At 45.1% G+C, this 16,740-nt stretch carries 13 protein-coding genes; 2 read left to right on the forward strand and 11 right to left on the reverse strand.

Translation table 11 applies throughout. The features are described 5' to 3' along the window. Window positions 1–339 precede the first annotated feature (339 nt). Window positions 340–948 (forward strand): sugar O-acetyltransferase, encoded by a 609-nt coding sequence (locus KI743_RS18065; protein ID WP_285467580.1) that lies wholly within the window; start codon window positions 340–342, stop codon window positions 946–948. A gap of 127 nt (window positions 949–1,075) precedes the next feature. Continuing rightward, window positions 1,076–1,741 carry an HAD family phosphatase gene (locus KI743_RS18070; RefSeq protein ID WP_285467582.1) on the forward strand — a complete coding sequence of 222 codons (666 nt, stop codon included), beginning with the start codon at window positions 1,076–1,078 and terminating at the stop codon, window positions 1,739–1,741. A 120-nt stretch (window positions 1,742–1,861) separates the two neighbouring features. Here KI743_RS18070 and KI743_RS18075 read toward each other — a convergent pair whose 3' ends face one another. The 11 genes from KI743_RS18075 to KI743_RS18125 form a co-directional block, all read right to left on the reverse strand. After that, window positions 1,862–3,382, reverse strand: a complete 1,521-nt coding sequence (locus tag KI743_RS18075) for an efflux transporter outer membrane subunit (RefSeq protein WP_285467680.1) — start codon at window positions 3,380–3,382, stop codon at window positions 1,862–1,864. An 11-nt stretch (window positions 3,383–3,393) separates the two neighbouring features. Beyond that, window positions 3,394–6,459: an efflux RND transporter permease subunit gene (locus tag KI743_RS18080; RefSeq protein ID WP_285467584.1), complete on the reverse strand. Its 3,066-nt coding sequence runs from the start codon at window positions 6,457–6,459 to the stop codon at window positions 3,394–3,396. Window positions 6,460–6,468: 9 nt separating this feature from the next. Then, window positions 6,469–7,548 (reverse strand): efflux RND transporter periplasmic adaptor subunit, encoded by a 1,080-nt coding sequence (locus tag KI743_RS18085; RefSeq protein ID WP_285467586.1) that lies wholly within the window; start codon window positions 7,546–7,548, stop codon window positions 6,469–6,471. A 99-nt stretch (window positions 7,549–7,647) separates the two neighbouring features. Further along, complete coding sequence (locus tag KI743_RS18090; RefSeq protein WP_285467588.1) at window positions 7,648–8,526, reverse strand: LysR family transcriptional regulator; 879 nt, start codon at window positions 8,524–8,526, stop codon at window positions 7,648–7,650. A 154-nt stretch (window positions 8,527–8,680) separates the two neighbouring features. Next, a complete protein-coding gene (locus KI743_RS18095; protein ID WP_285467589.1) occupies window positions 8,681–9,334 on the reverse strand; it encodes a sugar transferase in 654 nt (217 codons plus the stop codon). Between the two features lie 9 nt (window positions 9,335–9,343). Then, window positions 9,344–10,531 (reverse strand): glycosyltransferase family 2 protein, encoded by a 1,188-nt coding sequence (locus tag KI743_RS18100; RefSeq protein ID WP_285467590.1) that lies wholly within the window; start codon window positions 10,529–10,531, stop codon window positions 9,344–9,346. After that, on the reverse strand, window positions 10,528–11,628 hold the full coding sequence (locus KI743_RS18105) for a glycosyltransferase (RefSeq protein ID WP_285467591.1): 1,101 nt from the start codon (window positions 11,626–11,628) through the stop codon (window positions 10,528–10,530). The genes KI743_RS18100 and KI743_RS18105 overlap by 4 nt, the downstream gene beginning before the upstream one ends. Window positions 11,629–11,953: 325 nt before the next feature. Further along, a complete protein-coding gene (locus KI743_RS18110; RefSeq protein ID WP_032548988.1) occupies window positions 11,954–13,378 on the reverse strand; it encodes a GNVR domain-containing protein in 1,425 nt (474 codons plus the stop codon). Further along, on the reverse strand, window positions 13,375–14,493 hold the full coding sequence (locus KI743_RS18115; protein ID WP_285467592.1) for a glycosyltransferase: 1,119 nt from the start codon (window positions 14,491–14,493) through the stop codon (window positions 13,375–13,377). The genes KI743_RS18110 and KI743_RS18115 overlap by 4 nt, the downstream gene beginning before the upstream one ends. Next, the gene (locus KI743_RS18120) at window positions 14,486–15,259 is read right to left on the reverse strand and encodes a DapH/DapD/GlmU-related protein (protein ID WP_285467593.1); all 774 of its coding nucleotides are present in this window, start codon (window positions 15,257–15,259) and stop codon (window positions 14,486–14,488) included. Before KI743_RS18120 ends, KI743_RS18115 begins: the two co-directional genes overlap by 8 nt. A 78-nt stretch (window positions 15,260–15,337) precedes the next feature. Then, the gene (locus tag KI743_RS18125) at window positions 15,338–16,726 is read right to left on the reverse strand and encodes an O-antigen ligase family protein (protein ID WP_285467595.1); all 1,389 of its coding nucleotides are present in this window, start codon (window positions 16,724–16,726) and stop codon (window positions 15,338–15,340) included. Window positions 16,727–16,740: the final 14 nt, after the last annotated feature.

The following is a 16,740-nucleotide window of genomic DNA, read 5'->3' on the forward strand; positions in this document are numbered from 1 at the left end:
ACACTTATCCAGACAATAGCGAAATGTTGTAATAAATGCAGTTTTCTACAAACGAGTCTCAATCCATTTACAAGCTTTTTACGAACCCTTGTGGTGTCACAAATTGATGATGAATTTGGTCGTAGATGGCGTAAAAAGTTGGTATCAGCACTAGCAAAATCCTAATGTAGTGGCGAAGTTTGAAGTGGTTTTGTTTTGTATCAGGGAGCTGAATGAACGTCTGCTTGAGCATATATTACGTTTATCCCGAGTCTCGTTTTGATGCTCATGAAACGCTTCAAACTTCTCATATATCGATATATTTATACCGCTTTAGGTCACTATCAAATAGGTTGAAACATGGATATAAAGGCAAAAATGCACAGCCAAGAGGTTTACTACTGTGATGACGTCGATCTGGTTGCCGAGCAAACACAGTGCTTAGAGGTGCTTTACGATTTTAATCGCACTCGCCCGAGTGAAGGCGATAAGCGACAACAGATTATGAAGCAGCTGTTCGCGGAGGTAGGAACGGATTGTTACATCGAACCGCCACTGCATGCGAACTGGGGGCGCCATACGCATCTTGGCAACAATGTATACGCGAATTTCAACCTAACGCTTGTGGATGACACAGACATATTTATAGGTGACAACGTGATGATTGCACCTAATGTAACCATTGCGGCAGGCACACATCCGATTAGCCCTGAACTGAGGCTCAAAGCAGCACAGTTCAATGTTCCAGTTCGCATCTGCAATAACGTATGGCTTGGCGCACACACGGTTGTATTATCAGGTGTAACTATTGGTGAGAATTCAGTGATTGGCGCTGGCAGTATCGTAACAAAAGATATTCCAGCTAATGTTGTCGCGGTAGGCAATCCTTGTAGAGTGCTACGAGAAATCAATGAATATGACCGTGAGTACTACTATCAAGGTCGTCGTATTCCTGAAGAATTAAAGTAGAGCAAAGAAACAAAAATGCGGCTGGCGTTATCTCACTAAAGCCGTATTGTTGCCATAAAAATGAATCAATACATATGGTACTTATTTGGATTTTAAGTCATGGATTAGTCCCCACACAAGATAATAAATGGAGGCAACGTTGAAAGATTACAAAGTATACCTGTTCGACATGGATGGAACATTGGTTAACTCAGAACCGTTGAAAGGTAAAGCGCTTGCGATGGCATGCGCTGATTATGGATCGATCGTGGACCACAATATCTATAAAGATGTGATGGGCGAAAGCTGGCAGGTGGTCACAGGGCACTTCTTTCATCATGCACAAATTTCACCGGAGTTAACGGAATTTAATCGCTACTTTCGAGCGCACTATGAAGAGTTACTTAGAGTGAGCCTTGAATTGAATTCTGGAGCAAAAGAGTACGTAGAGGCGTTGAAGAAATCAGGTAAAACCTGCGGCGTCGTGAGCTCAGCAGCTACTTGGATGGTGGAGAATATTTTGGCGTCGTTGGAGTTAGAGAATCTTTTTGATCTAGTGATTACCCAAGAACACGTTACCAAGCATAAACCAGAGCCTGAAGCCTATGTTCTTGCACTTGAAAAACTTAATGCCTCGCCAGAGCAGACCGTTGTGTTTGAAGATTCAAACGCAGGTGTTCTTGCGGGCAAAGCCAGTGGCTGCGATGTTATCGCTATTGAGCACGACTTTAATGGCAAGAACGATCTTAGTGGTGCTATCGCCAATATCCAATCATACAATGAGTTACATGAACAGTTGATGGTACCGAGTTAGTTGGAATCTTGTAACGCAAGGCGTTTACCTAATGGCGAACTAGATAGCACAATGATTTACTCAAAATCAGAGCCTTAGAAAAATACCGCCTGATGTCAGGCGGTATTTTTTGAGTTGTCATTAATTGTTTGCTGCGAGTTCAAGAGTATTAATAGTTGATTGACTTTCTACCTTTGGTTTATCCGTCACGACTTTCCAATCACCACCAAGTGATTTATAAACAGCAATCGCGGTGTTGGCCGTTTGTAGTTTGGCGGCGACTTGTCTGTCTTGCATCATCTTCTGTTGGCGCTGCGCATCGAGTACGGCTAGGTAGTCAACAAGTCCTGCTTTGTAGAGGGACTTAGCTTTACTTACCGCTTTATCAACTGCGAGGGTTGCTTCGTCAATACGCTGCTGATTTTGTTGGCTTCTTCCATAGGCGAACAATGTTGAATCTACCTCTACAAATGCGCTATCAACAGCGTGCTGATAGTTCAATGCGGCAGATTTAAATCGTGCTTCATTCATCTCTACAAGTCCTTCACCGCGTCCACCATCGAAGACATTCCAGCTTATCTCTGCGGACGCTGCCCAGCCAAAGGAGTCGCTGCTGAATAGGTCATCAAAACTTCCAGCGGTAACACCTGGCGTTCCGGTAAGGAAGAACTTTGGATAACGGTTGGCGATACTTGCCCCTAGCTCTTCATTAATTGCTGCCATCTCACGTTCGGCAATTTGAATATCTGGACGTCGCGTCAACAATTCAGATGGAAGCCCGGTAGGAATCACACCTTTAAGTCTTGGTAAGGTGAAGTCGTCTTGCAGTTGAATTTCTAGTTCGGTTAGGGAAGTGCCTAAAAGAACGGTCATTCTATGCTTGTGGACCTGCTCTGCGATCTCAAGTTGAGGCGTGATGGACTGTGTCGCTGCGAGCATCGCTTTAGCTTGTGCCAAATCGAGCTCTGAACCATAGCCACTGCGAACAACTTTCTCGACTAAGTCTAGTGTCTGTTTTTGATCTTCGATGTTCTCTAAAGCGATTGCTTTTCGTTCTTGGGCTCCTCGATATTGCAGGTAATTATGAATAAGATCGGCTGTCAGCAGAGTATTTAGGCCTGATTGCAATATCTCGGCTTGTTCGACTCGAATCGCTGCCGCTTCTGCTTGGCGGTCTATTCGTCCGAAGAGATCCGCTTCCCATGCGATGCCAGCACCAAGAAAACCACCATCATGTTGCGCCTCAAGCAGTGACATGCCCGTAGCAGATTCGACGGCATCTGATGCACCAAACACAGGGCCTAGCAGTGAGTCGTTCTCACTAAGCTGATAGTTGTAATAACCCGCACCGATGTTAACGGTGGGCACTTTGAATGACTCCACTACACTCTTGTAAGAGTTAGCCATTTTTATGCGCTCAGCAGCCACTTTAAGCGTGGTGTTGTCGCTTTGTAGCTGAGTAACCAGTTGGTTTAAAACTGGATCATTCAGTTGTAGCCACCAGTGTGATTGCGTTACTTGTTGGCTATCTTCTGAATAGAGATACGTTTCGGCCATTGTCGTTTGTGGCGCTTGATAATCTGGACCGACTGCACAACCAGCCAACAACAAAGAGAGCGCGACTGGTGCTAGATTCCATGGTTTTGTTGTATAGAAAGACATCATGGCGCTCCTCATTGCTTAGCTTCAGAAAGAGATGCGTTTTCTTGTGAGAAAGAGCGAGTCTCTTGAGTTCGATAAAAGATCTTGTACAGGGCTGGCATTACAAACAGTGACAGTACAGTTGCTGCAGCTAGCCCACCAATGATGGTCGCCGCCATTTGGTCAAACAGTAAGTCTGTAAGTAGCGGAATCATGCCGAGTGCGGTAGTTAATGCACCCATAGAAATTGCCATAGTACGATTTACGGTTGCTTCTTTAATGGAATCCGATAGCGAACGACCATTACTGCGCTCTAGCTCAATTTGGTCCATAAGTACGATGCCATTTTTGATGATCATACCTGTTAGGGTGACCGCACCAATCAATGCCATGAAACCAAAGGGCTTATCCAATAGCAGCAAGCTAAAGGTTGCACCTGTTGCCGCCAAGGGAAGGGTGGTTAGAATAATCACCGGTTGTTTGAAACCGTTAAACATGGCCACCAATATGATCACCATCAGCAACATCGCTTTTGGAAGCTGTTTTAGAATGTCGCTGACCGCTTTGTGTTCATCGTAGTATTCGCCACCCCATTCAAGCTGGTAACCTACTGGCAATTCAATGGCTTCAATTTGTGCTTTAACGTCATTTCTCACTGCCGCTGGCGTTGTGTATCGGCCAACACCTGCTTGAGCTGTAATAGTTTTAACGCGGTCTCTACGCCAGATCATGGTCTCTTCACTGGTCATCTCAAAACCATCAATCACCTGACCAAGTGGCACGCTGTGTAGGCCGAGTAGGGAATTGACGGGTAAAGTTTCAAGCGACTCTAGTGAGCGCTCGACGCCACGAACTTGGATTGTCACCAACTCATCATTGAGATTCATGCGGCCAATCGGCATGCCCTCTGAAGCACGCTTAAGGGCGAACGCAATGTCTGCGCGGTTGATACCTGCTTGACGGCTTTTTTCTTGATTGATGATAGGCTGTAGCACCTTGCTCTGTTGTCGCCAATCATCACGTACATACTTGGTATCTGGATGAGCTTCCAATATCACTTTTGCTTGGTTTGACAGCTCGTGTAGTACTGCGATATCAGGTCCAGAAAAACGCGCCTCGACGCTAAACTTGTCTGATGTTGCTAGCTTCAAACCGCGAAATCTTGGGTCTGCCTCTGGGAAGGTTTGAGCTAGCCATTTGTCGCCACGAGCGATGAGTGAACTTAGCGACTCGTAGTCTGTTGCGTTTATCAGAATCTGGCCGTAAGCCGGATCAAACGGTTCTGGTTCAATCGTTACTGAGAATCGAGGCGCACCAGCGCCGACATAGGTAGAGAGATCGACGACTTCTGGTTGCTCTAGTAACCAAGACTCGATTTTCTTCATATCGTCTGAAGTCTGCTCAACCTTCGCGCCATTCGGTAGCCAGTAGTCTAGGAACAGAATAGGGCGATCGGCTTGTGGGATGAAGTTGATCGCGATTTGAGGAATTGCTAGTGCAGTCACTGCGATCAATGGCAGTAATGCACTGAGAGCTTTGAATGGATTATCTACCGTCCAGTTGACGCTCTTGCGATACAAGCTCTCTTTGGTTTGCTCTTCTTGTCGGCTCGGCTTAATGAACATCCAACACATAAGAGCAGTGAAAGTCATAGCTACAAACCAAGATAATAGCAAAGACGATGCAATGATAAGGAACACCGAGCCCGCAAATTCAGCCGCATCCGTCTTTGAGAAAATAACTGGGCTAGCACCCATAATTGCGATGACTGTCGCACCAAGAAGTGGCGTGGCCGTCTCTTTAACTGAATCAATTGCCGCTTTCGTTCTATCAATGCCACGGTTGATTTTGACAATCATCATATCGGTAATAACGATCGCGTTATCAACCAGCATACCCAAGGCAAGAATGAAGGTACCTAGTGATACACGATGTAGATCGATACCCGCCAAGTTCATGTAGATGAGAGTCAACAAGATAGTAAGCAACAAGCTAGAACCGACGATAGTTGCACTCTTGATGCCCATGAAGACAGATAAGACGATAAATACAATCGCAACACTCTCTAGTAGGTTGTTTACGAAGTTGTCGATCGATTTTTGAACCTCGTCAGGTTGGTTTGCTACCGTCGCGATTTCTACACCGAGAGGGAGTGAACTTTGGAAGTCAGACACGATTTTATTAATGTCATCGCCAAGCGATACCACGTTCACACCAGAGACAGGGCTCATCGCTAGAGTGACCGCTGGTACACCGTTGTAGCGGTTTTCCGTCATTGCAGGTTCTTGATAACCCATAGTGATATCAGCAATGTCGCCTAGGCGAATAAGGCCAGTACCTAACTCACTGATTCCTCCTTTTAGCATCAGGTTTTTGATGTCGTCTATGGATCCAAATTCACTGGATTGTTCGATGCGGATTCTCTCATTAGAAGTCGCAAATCGTCCCGCATCGAACGTGGTGTTTTGGGTATTAAGTTGATTCCATACTTGAGAAATTGACAAGCCATATTGCGCTAGACGCTCATCAGGGATATCAATGTACACAACGCGTGGTTGCACGCCATGAAGCTCGACTTTTTTAATTCCGTCGACGGTCTTAATACGACGCTGTAGCTCTTCTGCGTATTGGCGTAGTTCGTTCGGTGTTGCATCTTGGCTGTAGATGGAAAACAGCATGCCGTAGACTTCAGAGAACTCATCTTGAACCACACTGATTTGTGCGGTTGAAGGGAGTAGAAGCTTCATGTCAGATACTTTACGCCTAAGTAGATCCCATTCCTGCGGCAAAGCCTCTGAGTTCAATGACTCTTTAAGATCGACAAACACCATCGACATTCCCGGACGTGAAAGTGAACGCAGTCGGTTAAGTGTGGCCATTTCCTGTAGTTTAGTTTCAACGGTATCAGTGACTTGTTGCTCTACCTCCTCCGCTGAAGCGCCAGGGTACAGGGTAACAACAACCGCTGTTTTAACAGTAAAACTTGGGTCTTCAAGTTTGCCGAGATCAAAATAAGAGTAGAGACCGGCGATCACACTGAGCGCAGTGAAAAAAAGCACAAAGGTGCGTTGTTTTATGGCGAAATCCGCTAAATTCATCACAGTTACCTACAGCTCTTTAACTTGGATTGATGGGAAGTGCTGACCTTCTTGAATGTATTGTGCACCACTCACAACCACGTAATCGCCGGCATTGAGTTGAGACTGAACACAAGCGTTCTGGTGATTAAAAGAAACAACCGAAACAGGAACCGCGTGTGCAGTTTGACCCTTAATCGTGAATACGAGATCTTGTTGCAGTGGCTTTACAATAGCGGAGTAAGGTACACACAGAGTTGGCTGCGTACTGACTAGGTTGGTAGTTAGTGTTACAGCCTTTCCTGGTAACAACTCTTGATTTAGTCCATCTAGTTGGTAGGTGACCGTGTAGGTCTGTTTGATAGGGTCAGGTAGCGTCGAAATCTCAGTGACTTGTCCAGCGACAGAACGCGCTTCTCCATACCAAGAGATCGCAGCAGGTTGCTTCGGCTTGAATTGGTGAATCAGGTTCTCGGGTACATCGACTTCGACCTCTAACAAGTCAGGCTTATGCAAGGTAAACACTGAAACTCCCGGAAGAACTTGTTCATACTGATCAAAGTTAGACGTTGCGACCACGCCCGAGAATGGCGCGCGTAATTGAGTGTATCGCAATGTATCTTTAGCTCGGCGGATGTTTTGCTCAACCACCTTTACAGCGGCTTCGCTGCGTTCATAGCCACTGATTGCGCGATCGAGATTCACGTTAGCAATTGCGTCGTCAGCAATCGCTTGTTTTACGCGTGCCAGTTCGGCTTTTGCTAATTTGTGAGCTGATTTCGCTTCTAATGCACGAGCTTGTAGCTCTTCGAGTGCCACTTGATAGTCATGCGGGTCAAGAGATGCGAGCGGTTGTCCTTTTTCGACATAGTCACCGGTTTTAACCAGTATTTTCTGAATGGTACCTGGGACACGAAACGCGACAGCGGCACTTTCTGCAGATTGTAGAGTACCCGTAAAGCGCTTAGCTGTCTGTTCGTTTGCAGTTTTCACTTTGATGACTTGTATTGGTCGTGGCTCTTTAGTTGGAGCTAAGGCCTGTGAATCATTGCAGCCGATTAAAGGTATTAAACATGCTGCGATGATGGAATGACGAAAAATAGTGTTCATGGATTGCTCCTATTAATATATAGGGCAATTCTATCTTTCTAATTTCGTTAGATAATCTGGGTTCAGCGTGAAACACTGTCACGTCAAATGAGACAATGCCTAGAGTTTAGGCAGTTCTTGTAATAGAAAGTCGACCAAAAGTTGAGAAGCGTGGCTGAGTGCTTTCCGTTGTGGGTAGAGCAACCAAGCTTCTTCTTTTTGCAGCGTATCGTTTGGAAATAGGTTTACTAACGTCCCGTCTTTTATCTCTTGGCGTACTAGCAGTTCCGGCAAGAGCGCGATGCCACGATGACGAATCGCGCCTCCTTTTACAAACCCGATGCTATCACTAACGATTGAAGGTTCGACGGTTACATTAATGTTGGCGATGTCCCACTGTTGATCAATATCGCCAGTTGGCCAGCGGAAACAGACAAATGGATAATTGGATAGATCTTGGACGGAAACGGGTTGACCTTCTTTAGCAATAAAGTCTGGGCTAGCAACAAACACTCTTTGTAGATCCATTAGCTTACGAGCCACAATATTTGCGTCGCTCAAGCGCCCTCCATGCATTGCAATATCCAAACCTTGGCGATGCATATCAACAAAGCCGTTGTTGATGCTGCGAATGTCGAGTTCCACTTCAGGGTACATGTCCTGAAAGCGAAATAGTGTTGATTGTAAGATGTCACTGGTTTCCGGCAACAAGCCTATCTTAATTTTACCGTGAGGAAGTTCTGAAAGGTTCGATGCCACATGATTGGCTTTCTCTAATGCGCCGAGCGCAATCAGCAATTCTTTGTAATAGAGCTCGCCAGATTGGGTAAGCGATAAACTGCGTGTGGTTCTTATGAACAGTTGAATACCGAGAGATGCTTCGAGGTCGCTGATTCTTCGGCTCACATTACCTCGAGGGAGATCTAACGCATTCGCTGCAGCGGTAAAGCTGCCAAGTTCAACAACGGTGGTAAACAGTTTCAGGTCTTCAATTTTCATTTGCAAAAGGTGGGTAGTCTAAGTCGCTGATTAGGGTACACCGTTTGTGTTCTGAGTTGTGTGAATAAAGTTCATAAATGTAGAAAGCCCAACGCAATGACACGTTGGGCTTTGGTCTTAGATTTATGAATTGTGAGTTCATCAAATCATTTTGTTAACGACCACGACCATCCACCATAACGATGATGGTTTTACTGATAATCGACAGGTCAGCAATGATCCATGATTTCATTGAGCATAAGCTAAGTGCGTAGCTATGGTCGAAACCCACTTTGCGTCTGACGTCTTCAATACAAGTGTCATAACCTTGGTTAACTTGAGCTAAGCCGGTGATCCCCGGCATCACACCATAGGTACGGTCTGCAAAGTACGGAATCTCAGTTTCAAGTTTGTTGTAGAAAGTAGGACGCTCTGGACGAGGGCCAATCAACGACATATCGCCTTTAATAACATTGAACAACTGTGGCAGTTCATCAAGGCGGGTCTTTCTCAAAAAGCGACCGACAGGAGTAATACGAGGGTCATTCTTCGTTGCCCAAACGGCACCAGATCGTTGTTCAGCATCTTCGTACATACTGCGGAACTTAAGGATTTCAAAAATCTCCATCTTCTCTGGTGTCGATTTTCCTACGCGCAGTTGGCGGTAGAAGACGGGCCCTTTAGAAGTCATCACAATCGCAAGAGCAATAATTGGGAAAACCGGAGAGAACAAAATAATCGCGAACATGGACGCAAAGAAGTCAAAGCTACGTTTAGCGCGAGAAATTTTGTTTTGGTAAAGCATTTGTTGGTGGTCTTGATTAAACATAGTTGATCCTTAACGATTGACTCGTGTCCAAGGGGTATTCTCTAATCCAATTAGGTAACGGATACCGCCGACAAAGTTGGCGTAGTGTCCCACCACAAGATAAGAAATTAACGAAAGAGGTTTGATGCTCAGTTTCTTTGGTAATAAATACCCAACGATGCCAAGCGTATAAACGGCGATTTGTGCCCAGAATAAAAAGTTAAATAGAAAATAATCACGTAGGAAGAATGAGCACACTAAGCTAACAATCATTAGGTACGGGGTGAGCAGTCTTAACCCTTTACCTGAGAAGAACGCAAATGCTATTCCTTTGAATTTTGGGCTGAACAAACTAAACAGCTCTATTGCTTGCTGCATGTTCCCCGCCGAGATTCGTAATCTTCTTTTGAAATCCGCTTTGGTATTGGTCTCTTCTAATTCCAGAGCTACCATGCGTGTTTCGTACTCGGCAGTGTAACCCTGCTTGACGATTTGCATTGGTAGAATGAAGTCATCATTAATTGTGTTTCTAGGCAGTGGAGTGAAAAGGCTTGTTCTAAATAGATAGAAGGCACCATGTGAACCTAAACTTGAGCCGAATGATGCTTCACGCTCTTTAACCGCTGTTTGGTATTTCCAATAAACATCTTCACCCTGATTACCCGTTGGGCAAAGTTGATAAGTCGCGTTTACGACACCTACTTCTGGATTCTTAAAATGTTCGCCTGCGATCAGCAACGCGTCTAATGATATTAATGCCGACACATCACTCAGAGCCGTAATGTCCGCGTCGATGTTCGCGATCTCTTCGTTAACGGTCGCCACTTTGCCACGATTAACTTTGTGATCATGGATCTCGAAATAGATGTCACTGCAGATTGCTTCTTGAATCGCCATCTGAGCTTTCTCAACGGTTTTGTCTGTACAGCCGTCACAGGCAATCACGACTTTTAACTTATCCTTTGGGTAGTCGAGAGATGCGAGGTTGCGAATTTTGTCTGCAATCCAAGCTTGCTCATTGTATGCCGGAACTAAGATAGTCACGTTTGGCAGCGTACAGTCCTGGGCTTCTGCTTTATAAGCACGTTGGTTTTCATGCACAGGCTGCTTAGGATGACGCTTTGCATACCAACGAAGCAGAATTGGATAACCTGCATGGTGATATACGATAAGCATTCCAGCCAATAAGCACAGGGTAGCGAGTACAACATCTATCATACGTAACTCTCCTCTGACAGCTTGTTGTAAGACTCCACCATGTCGCTGATGTTGAAATTCTCAAGCACATAGCGACGAGGGTTAGAGAAGTTTTCTAACGTGTCATTTTGTGAGGTTTTGAATAACGAGTAAGCCAAATGAGGAATGTTATCCGGTTTTACTAAGTGGCCAGTCACGGGGCAAAGCGTCTCTTTTACCGCACCTACATCCATGGCAACCGTTGGAATGTTGCAAGCTTGAGCTTCTAGGGAAGACAGTGGCAAGCCCTCTGAGCGTGATGGAAGACAAAATACATCCAGCGAGTTGTAGAATGAGACCATGTCTTCGACCAATCCGAGGAACATGACACGGTCTGACACATTCAATTTTTTAGCAAGTTGCTCAAGAGCCTCCCTTTGTGAGCCGTCACCCGCGATCGCGACTTTAATACGCTTTGGAATCAGTGGCAGCGCTTTGATGAGTTGGTCTTGACCCTTCACCTCTTCTAATCGGCCAGCACAGCCAACAATGAAGTCGTCTTCGCCGAGGTTAAACAGACGACGAGACGCTATTTTAGAAGTCGGGTGGAATTTTTCACAATCAATGCCGTTACGTATTGTTGTGATGTTTTTGTAGGAAAATGCTGAGCACAGTTGGTTATAAACCTTGGCTGCATCTGCGACTAGCATAGGTTTCGCAAATTGAAGAGCGATTGCTTGTAAACGTCTTCTTTTGGCATTTTTAAGGTGCCAAGCGTCGTGCTCTGTATGGATTCGATAAGGAACACTACAAAGGCGAGCAGCATAGCCTGCGTAAAGAAGAGGGCCGATATGGTGGGTGTGAACCACATCTGGCTTGATGCTGCTAAATGCCTTAATGAGAGAAAGTAGAACGTTAAATTGCACACCTGGCTTTTTGTCTAGAAACACAATTTGAGAGCGGTACTGTTCTAGTTTTGGCCAGTTGCTAATTGAAGAGTCACGTTGTCCCTCCAAGCTCACGATCAAAACTTGATCCTTTGGGTCTGCTAGACGAAGCAGGTCGAGCGTTAATGTTTCCAGCCCACCGGGTGCGAGGTGCTGAACGACATGAATGATTTTCTTTCCTTGTGCTTTCATGTGGTACTCCGCTGTAATTATTGTTAGTAAGTGGGTAAACGAGGGTTGCGAGATTTCCTATTTCTCTCAGCTTTTAATTTTGCGTTGCTAAATACCTAGCAGGTCGCGTGCCAAGAAAATTATTCAATAAATACATATATTTAAGTGTCATTGATTGGTTTTTGGTTATTATTCTCAAATTGAAAATCAAAACGCTTATTGAGAAATAGCTTCGTGAGAAACATACTGTTGAAAATGGATTTGCGACAAATCGAATAGAAATAGAAACGAATAAAAAAACCACCAGTTGAAGCTGGTGGTTTGGTTTAGTGATTTATCAAGAAAGCTAGTTCATTTTAGGGATGACTGTAATCACAGGGATACCCAACACTTGTTCAACTTGAGCGCTTCCTTTCACTGATGAATCGAACAACTCGAATAGTATTGCTAAACCGATCCCGAACCCAATTCCTGCAATCAAACCAGCAATGACAAAGATGAACGAAGGCATGTTGGATGGGATGCTCGGGGTATAGGGCAGGTCTATAATTTTGACTCGCTTGTTCTGTTCAAATACACCCAAAGAGCCCGTTAGCTGTGCCATTTCATAACGTTCAACTAGCTCATCATAGAGTTGGCGCTTGATCTGAACGTCACGTTGCAAGCGGTACATCTCCTTCGCATTTTGGCCAAAGTTGTTGGCCTTGTTTTCTAGCTCAAAGATCATTGTTTTTAAGCTCTTAGTCTCTTCTTTTAATGATTCAAAACGTGCACGAACCAGTTGCAAGCTGTGTAACTGTGTCACCAACAAAGGCTGTAGTTCTGAGACGTCGTTAAAGGTGTTACTACTGGCAATGTCCCAAAGCTGGTCACTGTTCATGTTTGGTTGCTTCATTTCAAGCAAGGTTTTGCGTTCGCTCTCTAGTCTGTCTAGCTCACGTAACTTTGCTTGTACGGCACTGTGCTTGTTGGTGTACTTAGCTTGAAGTAGGGTAAGTTCACTACGGATATCGATAATTTGGTCTTCAATTTTACCAATTACCGGGTTAGTGCGTGAGAGTTGCTGATCCATGGAACCTAGGCTTTTCTTAACGCCAGCCATTTCGGCTTCCTTCTCAGAAAGGCTCTGTTTGAGTGCCGCTAATCGGTTGAGGCTTTGGCTCTGAATCTCTGGAGTCGATTCGATATTGTCGTTGCGATAAAGCGCTAGTGCTTGCTCTGCATCGTCGAGTGCTTCACGACGTTTTTCAATATGAATAGCGAGAAAGTTACTCGAGTCTTCAATGGAGGAACGTTCAGGAGCAAGTAATTGAGCGATAAAATGCTCACTGACAGACTTGAGAGTCTCTTCCATTCTGTCTGGGGTATTGCTAGTTAGGCTGATTTTAAGAAAGTCTTTGCCTAACTGTGTCACCATTAGTCGTTGCGACAAGTCATTAATGATCTGTTCTTGCTCGATACTCGACATATTTGAGTCTATTAGCTCAAGATCTTCTGCCACTGAATAAAGAACATGACGACTATGCAGCAAGGTTTTTAGAGCGTTGATACGATCTTTGAGCATGGTTGATACTGCGATGTCTTCTAGAAACGGGTTCATCTTAGCGGTTTCTTGAATCAGCATACTAGTGTGCGAGTCGTATTTTTTAGGCGTAAGATTTGCGACCAATAAACCCACAATCGGTAGTATCAGCATCGGAATGACAATCACATAGCGTTGTCGCCATGCACCATAAAGTATCTGTAGCAATCGGGTTTTTAGATTATTCATAACGACTCCAAAATAGAGTGAACAATCTCACCGCGAGATTCCCAACTCTCTTTTTCTACGATCGTTGGAGAAACAGAGCAGGATTGGCGAGCGTGAGTTAAGGCTTGCGATGCCTGTGCAGCGTTATTCACGGTAGTCACATACTCTTGATAAGGCTTGAGTGCAGGAAAAGGGGTAGTCACAATCGGTGTTCCAGCTGCGAGATACTCCATGAGTTTTAAAGGGCTGCAAGCTCTTATCTGTTCGTTGTCGACAAATGGTAACCAACTCACATCCCAGTGCTGTGAATAACTCGGTAACTGATGATGTGCTCTTGAACCAAGATAGAACACGTTACTGAGTACCGGCAGAGCAAGCTGCTCTAGTTCGTTAGGACCAATGAAAACGAAGTCCCAGTCCGGGCGTGCTAACGCCGTTTTTTCGATCAGCTCGTAATCAAGCCATTGAGATAAACTGCCGTAGAAACCTGCGATTGGACGATGATGGCTTGGCAAATCTGTTGCGCGTTTTGCTGGGTTAGAAAAGAGAGCAAAATCTACCCCATGTGGCAATAAGTGGGCTTTTTCAAAAGGGAATTTATCCATTAGCTTCTGACTAGCTGCAAAAATCACGTCAGCTTTTTCTATTAGAGCCTGTTCGTGTCGAGCGACGCAGTTGTGATCAACGCCGGCGAGCGCCGAGAAGTCATCGCCGCAGTAATAGACGACATGGGTTTCTCCCAAGTGACCACACAAGTCAGCAGCAGTTGGTAGCGAAGTCCAAAGCACTGGGTTTTTCATTCCCAACTTTTTAATAACAGGCTGTAGCTGAGCTAACATTAGCTCCTTAGCAAGCTTTCTAGCGACGAAAGAACGTGGCGCCGGTAAGGTCTTAAGATTAACCACGGTAATGTTGTCGAATGTTTGCTCGGGTAACATGTTTTGAGTTTGTGCGTTACTTCTTCCTACCAGTTTGTTCAACGCACGAGTGATGTCTTTTAGGTTTAACTTTGGTTGTCTTAAACCTATCGAATTTACCCATAGCACTTTATGTTGCTTCGCTAAATGACGAATTAAGTGTTGCGTCGATGACGGTAATCCACCGAAGTCTTCCCCGAAAACAATCAAATCACGCATGACGACCTCCTTTGTGTTCTTCAATATCGAACACAGTTGGCTCGCTTGGAATACTGCCAACGATGCGTGCTGGGTTGCCCGCAACAATTGAAAGTGGCGGAACAGATTTGGTTACGACACTTCCCGCAGCAACCACACTGCCTTCACCGATGGTTACTCCACCTTTCACAGTGACATTGGTGCCCAGCCAAACGTCTCGTTCAAGAATGATATCGCCAATCTGTTCCGGATCGTCGCCTTCACCGAGAGCACGACGTCTAGCATCAAGAGGATGACCAGAATAACCAAACAGGAATGCGCCACTTGCAATACGCACATTGTCAGAAAGAACCACGCGACGGCCAACCGCAATTGTCGATTGCCAACCGACATCAACGTTATCGCCAATTTCTAAGGAAGGTTGGCTACCATCAGTAGTTGGTTGGCTACAACCTGAAAAAGTCGTGTGGCCTGAAATACGACACTCGTTACCCACGTTAATAGTGAGAGGGCCACTTACAAACGGTAGACCGCCATAGAGGTATAGATGTTTACCACAGCGATTTAGACGACCTTTAAAAGCGGGTGTCCAATAGAAGAAGCGAGTAATGCCTGAAATGACACCAGAGATACTGCGGTGAACATGGTATAGGCATTTACTGGCAAATTTAGGTACTGGAAGCTCGGCATTGCGTATGTCTTTCAAAATGAAAAACAGATTACGAATATGAGAATTAGGATGAAACTTCAACCAAGTCTTAAATTGATGAACTGATACTGACGTCATTTTGAAATCTCCATTTTTTGTTTTAATGGAGTACTTTCATTATACGTGCCATATAAATAGTTATTAATTTTCAGTCACTTAAGGATTCTGCTTGTTTGGCTTCTCATTTTGACATTCAGTTTGGGATATATGAGAAACACAAACCGTCAATGCAGAAAGGATGTAAATAGGCCAGTTGAAGCCTTGAGTTAGGAAGGTACCAGACACAATTGTCCCGATAAGCCCGGCATAAACGGCGAACGCCGAAGAGTAGAGGATTGGGTTGACTGAATTACCAGTGGCTTTGATTTGTTTTAGGGTTTTACGTGCGGTGATGAGCAAAGAGCCAATCAAGATGATGAATACGGTTAAGCCAAGAAAGCCAGTTTCGGCGAGTACCCCAAACCAAGTACTGTGTACAGCATGGTTGAGACCATCCCAGTGTGGGCTGTAGAAAAAGTAGTTCGAGTAAAAGTTGTTTAACCCGACCCCTGTTAGTGGATTATCGAGCGCCATTTTAAACGCTGCTTCCCAAGCGTACAGGCGCCCCATAGCCGACGCATCGATACCGGCTTCTGCCGCACCGCCGGACGCTCTATCGGATATGCCAGCAGCGAAATAGAGCCCAACCGCAGCGATGGCACCAAGGGTAATTAAAGTGACCTTTGAGCGAATGATGCTCAAAGCGAAGATTCCGAGAACAGCAATCGAGCCTAGAAGGCCGCCACGGCTTTGTGTTGCGATAACTGCATAAAGAAGGATGATACATGCAGTTGCCCCGATGAAGCGGTGCATTGTGGTTATGCCTTTCGTTGTCGCTTGGCTGATCGCAAAGGCCATAGGGAACATGAGTACAAGAGCGAGATCGTTTGGGTCACCGAGCATTGAGCCAATGTCTCGGCCAATGGTGACACGAGTACCTTCAACAAGACCAATTCCATTGATGGAGTTAGAGATAGCGATGATGCCAATTAAACAGCCCGAGAAGATAATGATAGTCGACGTTTTAGCGAGTTTATCCATGCTGTTTACCAGCCAAACAATCGCGAGTGTCATCACCATGATCTTCCAGTAAATCCCTTTAAACTCTTGGATAGCAACCCCTCGGTTCGAGGCAAATACCAGACCAATTGTGACAAGTAACCAAAACAGTGCTAACCAAGATAGTGAGCGGTGCCAGTAGGTCTTAAGTTCCTTGCTAATAAGCGTGTGCCACATCAAAGCCGATAAAGCTCCAAGTGAAAGAAACAGAGGCAGTTTAAACGCGTAAAGTTGGGGGATGGCTTCGTGGATGCGGAAAAATGAGAATACGACGAACAAAATCACCAACCAATAGGTTTTGTTGATAACAAACAGGGCACCTAATGGGATGAAAGCTAAGCAAATTGCAACGATCGGGTGTGGGACTATATACCAAACGCCGCCCATCAATAGGCACAGCATAGATACTGTGACAATTGAAGGTAACTTGTGGGTGGCGTTAGTCATAATGAAAATCCTGT

The organism is Vibrio sp. D420a (assembly GCF_030248625.1).
Taxonomy (GTDB): Bacteria; Pseudomonadota; Gammaproteobacteria; order Enterobacterales; family Vibrionaceae; genus Vibrio; species Vibrio fortis_A.

Excerpts from the sequence above, each read along its gene's own strand:
- KI743_RS18070 (WP_285467582.1), top strand. The coding sequence starts at position 1,076 with ATGGAGGCAACGTTGAAAGATTACAAAGTATACCTGTTCGACATGGAT.
- KI743_RS18110 (WP_032548988.1), bottom strand. The coding sequence starts at position 13,378 with ATGAATAATCTAAAAACCCGATTGCTACAGATACTTTATGGTGCATGG.
- KI743_RS18105 (WP_285467591.1), bottom strand. The coding sequence starts at position 11,628 with ATGAAAGCACAAGGAAAGAAAATCATTCATGTCGTTCAGCACCTCGCA.
- KI743_RS18100 (WP_285467590.1), bottom strand. The coding sequence starts at position 10,531 with ATGATAGATGTTGTACTCGCTACCCTGTGCTTATTGGCTGGAATGCTT.
- KI743_RS18085 (WP_285467586.1), bottom strand. The coding sequence starts at position 7,548 with ATGAACACTATTTTTCGTCATTCCATCATCGCAGCATGTTTAATACCT.
- KI743_RS18075 (WP_285467680.1), bottom strand. The coding sequence starts at position 3,382 with ATGTCTTTCTATACAACAAAACCATGGAATCTAGCACCAGTCGCGCTC.
- KI743_RS18115 (WP_285467592.1), bottom strand. The coding sequence starts at position 14,493 with ATGCGTGATTTGATTGTTTTCGGGGAAGACTTCGGTGGATTACCGTCA.
- KI743_RS18120 (WP_285467593.1), bottom strand. The coding sequence starts at position 15,259 with ATGACGTCAGTATCAGTTCATCAATTTAAGACTTGGTTGAAGTTTCAT.
- KI743_RS18080 (WP_285467584.1), bottom strand. The coding sequence starts at position 6,459 with ATGAATTTAGCGGATTTCGCCATAAAACAACGCACCTTTGTGCTTTTT.
- KI743_RS18095 (WP_285467589.1), bottom strand. The coding sequence starts at position 9,334 with ATGTTTAATCAAGACCACCAACAAATGCTTTACCAAAACAAAATTTCT.
- KI743_RS18125 (WP_285467595.1), bottom strand. The coding sequence starts at position 16,726 with ATGACTAACGCCACCCACAAGTTACCTTCAATTGTCACAGTATCTATG.
- KI743_RS18065 (WP_285467580.1), top strand. The coding sequence starts at position 340 with ATGGATATAAAGGCAAAAATGCACAGCCAAGAGGTTTACTACTGTGAT.
- KI743_RS18090 (WP_285467588.1), bottom strand. The coding sequence starts at position 8,526 with ATGAAAATTGAAGACCTGAAACTGTTTACCACCGTTGTTGAACTTGGC.